Consider the following 3061-nt stretch of genomic DNA (forward strand, 5'->3'; position numbering starts at 1 on the left):
GTACCGCAGCAATCGACTGGTGTTCGCGACTTATTTCAGCGCCGGAGTACGGGTCTACGACGTGTCGGACCCGCGGGATCCGCGAGAGGTCGCGCACTGGGTCAGCGAGGCACCGGCGGGGTCGCCCGTGCCGCAGTCCAACGACCTGTTCGTCGACGAGCACGGCCTGATCTGGGTGACGGATCGCGGCACCGGCGGAGTCTTCTGTCTCGAGCCGCTGTCCGATCTGGCCGATCTCATGGCGGAGGCGGCCTCGTGAGCGAAGCCGGTTGCAAGGCACCCGGTTTCACCGCCGACGGTGTCGAGCTCGTCGGCTACCACGACGTCGGCGGCAAGCCCGTCTTCAAGCTGGCCATGCAGGTCGTCCCAGATTCATCCGGAGAGCGCTGGTACCTCTACGCGACACACTTCTGGGAACCGCGGCTGTCGATCTTCGACGTGACCGATCCCGCCGACCCGCGCCTCGTCGGCGCGATCGAGGGCCCCGATCATGCCGCGACCTGGCAGGTTCAGGTCGCCGACGGTCTGCTGGTCCAGGGCATGGAGCACCGACCGCCTGCCTGGGGAGGCGATCCCGCGCTCAACTCCGCCGAAGGCATCCGCTTCTTCGACGTCAGCGATCCGGCCGTGCCGAATCTCATCAGCGAGTGGCGCACCGGCGAGCACGGCGTGCACCGCAACCACTTCACCGGTGGTCGCTACGTGCACGTGACGGCGAGTCGCCGCGGGTTCGATGGCAACATCTACGTGATCCTCGACGTCGCGGACCCCCGCAGTCCCAAGGAGGTGGCGATGTGGTTCCTGCCCGAGCAGTACGTCGCCTCCGGAAAGACCCCACCCCGACGCATCTCCCTACACGGACCGCCGTACGTCCTTGGTGATCGCGCCTACCTCAGCTACGGGGCCGCCGGGCTCGTCATCCTCGACATCTCGGACATCGAGCGGCCGACGCTCGTCTCGCGTCTGGAGATCGGCGCTGCCTTCTCCAGCATGATCGCGTTGCACACCGCGATCCCGCTACCATCGCGAAACCTGTTGCTGGTCAACACCGAGGCCATCGCGGAGCGCCAGCAGGAGCCCTACAACTTCGCAGGCATCGTCGACGTGAGTGACGAGCAGAACCCCCGCCTGATGTCGCTGTTGCCGATCCCCCGGCCTGCGGCTGGTGCGGAGTATCCGAACTTCAGCGTGCGTGGTGGGCGGTTCGGCCCGCACAATCAGCACCACCCACAAGGCCCCGAATTGTTGGCCGACGACAACCTGATGTTCATGACGTGGTTCAACGCCGGGCTGCGGGTCTACGACATCAGCGACGCGTACCTGCCGCGCGAGATCGCCTGGTATCTCCCGGCCGACCCCGCCGAACGCCGCGGACTGCTACCCAAGACCTTGGTAACCCAGTCCGAGGACGTGTTGGTCGATGCCCGCGGCAACGTTTACTTCTCCGACAAGAATCACGGCCTGCACATCGTCCGGCTGACCGGCGTCTGAGCATCAGGGGCTCTCCATTCATCTAGGGGCTGGACATGCTCGGCGCCAGCCCGAGGTCGGCCAGCACGGTGCGTGCGGTGTTACGCCCAGGGCGACCCGACACCGAGCCGCCGGGATGCGACGTCGAACCGGTCAGGTACAAGCCGCCAACATCGGTGCGGTAGTCGAGCCAGCCGGGGATGACCTCTCCGTCGTCGAGTGCGAACTCGCCACCGTGGCAGGACCCGCCGATGTTCGAGAGGTTGTGCGCAGCAAGCGATGTCGGAGATTCAGGCCGGATCGCCAGGATGTCGGCGTCGTCGATCCCGTCCACGTGGCGGCGCGCGATGCCGAGCAGCACCCGCGCGTATGCCATCGCATCGGCGTCCGACCATGGACTACCGTCGCGGAGCATCGGCGCCACGGTCAGGAACTTGAACGTGCCGCCAGGGGCCCGGTCGGGATCGACCGTCGTCGACGACATCATCAGAAGCCACGGGTCCTCGGTCTCCAGACGTCCGGACGGCAGGCCGGCAACCTGGCGGAGTAATCCCTCCGGGCTGCCGAGTCCCCCTGCCGCCGATGCGACGGGGCCGTCGGCCGATCGATGGCATGCGTCGGCGCGAAGTGCGAAATGCACTGCGAACAGCGGGATTCCCGGTCGCCAGCAGCGTGCGGCGTCGTCGGCCACGATCGACGTCGTCTCGAGCATCGCGGCTAGCTCGCGAAGGTGGCTGCCTGCGACGACGGCCCGGCCGGCCAGGAATTCGCGGCCGTCGTCGGTGCGTACCCCGACGCAGCGCCCGCGCTCGACGAGATACGACGTCACCCACGCCGACGTCTCGACGACGCCGCCGTGGTCGGTGACGTGAGCCGCAAGGGCTTTCGGCAACGCGCCCGACCCGCCGACCGGCGTGGCCCAGCCGTAGGCCAGTCGGCCGGCCATGATCGCGGCAGGCAGTGCGCCGGTGCCAGGTCTCTCCGGCGGCTGCATGGTGGCGAAGGCCATCCAGGTCATCACCCGACGCACGACCGGGTGGTGAAACGTCGAGGCGATCACCTCCCAGGCGCTGCGGCGCCGCAACTGCTCATAGCTGTACGCCCACGGCTGGTCGGGCAACGGAAGACCTGCGGACAGATGGGCGTGCGCGATCCGCTGACCGGCGTTCCAGTCGTCGATCATGGTGACCAGGGCGTCGGCGTCCGTGCGCGAGTAGCGGGCGAACTCGGCGGCGGTGGCGGCCAGATCCGGGTGCACCGTCAGCAGATCGCCGTCGGCGAGCGGAAAGACCACCGCAGGGTCGGTGACGATGTACTCCAGCCCATAACGCGCGATGAGGCCAAGCTCGTCGTCGCGGATCAACGGATTCGACTGCAGCACGACGTGTGCCGTCGAGCAGGAGTCGTGCTGCCACCCCGGGAGGGTGAGCTCTTCGGTCACGGTGTTGCCGCCGATCACCTCGCGCCCCTCGAGCACGGTGACGGAGAGTCCTGCCTCGGCGAGGTACGCGGCGCAGACCAGAGCGTTGTGCCCGCCGCCTACCACGACGACGTCGCTGACCGGCCGGTCCGTTGAGGATGAGGGCACTTT

Annotated in this window: 3 protein-coding genes; 2 read left to right on the forward strand and 1 reads right to left on the reverse strand. The window is 67.8% G+C overall.

Annotated features, from left to right (window positions below; translation table 11 throughout):
- Together ACRDUX_RS37295 and ACRDUX_RS37300 are read left to right on the forward strand one after the other, a co-directional pair.
- Positions 1–259 (forward strand): hypothetical protein (locus tag ACRDUX_RS37295; RefSeq protein ID WP_526421982.1); only part of this gene is annotated, 259 nt, incomplete at its 5' end.
- Positions 256–1491: an LVIVD repeat-containing protein gene (locus ACRDUX_RS37300; protein ID WP_526421984.1), complete on the forward strand. Its 1236-nt coding sequence runs from the start codon at positions 256–258 to the stop codon at positions 1489–1491. The genes ACRDUX_RS37295 and ACRDUX_RS37300, both read left to right, overlap by 4 nt.
- A 22-nt stretch (positions 1492–1513) precedes the next feature.
- Here the strand turns inward: ACRDUX_RS37300 and ACRDUX_RS37305 are convergent.
- Positions 1514–3061 (reverse strand): phytoene desaturase family protein (locus tag ACRDUX_RS37305; protein WP_526421986.1); only part of this gene is annotated, 1548 nt, incomplete at its 5' end.

Source organism: Mycobacterium sp. (genome assembly GCF_050701675.1).
Lineage (GTDB): Bacteria > Actinomycetota > Actinomycetes > Mycobacteriales > Mycobacteriaceae > Mycobacterium.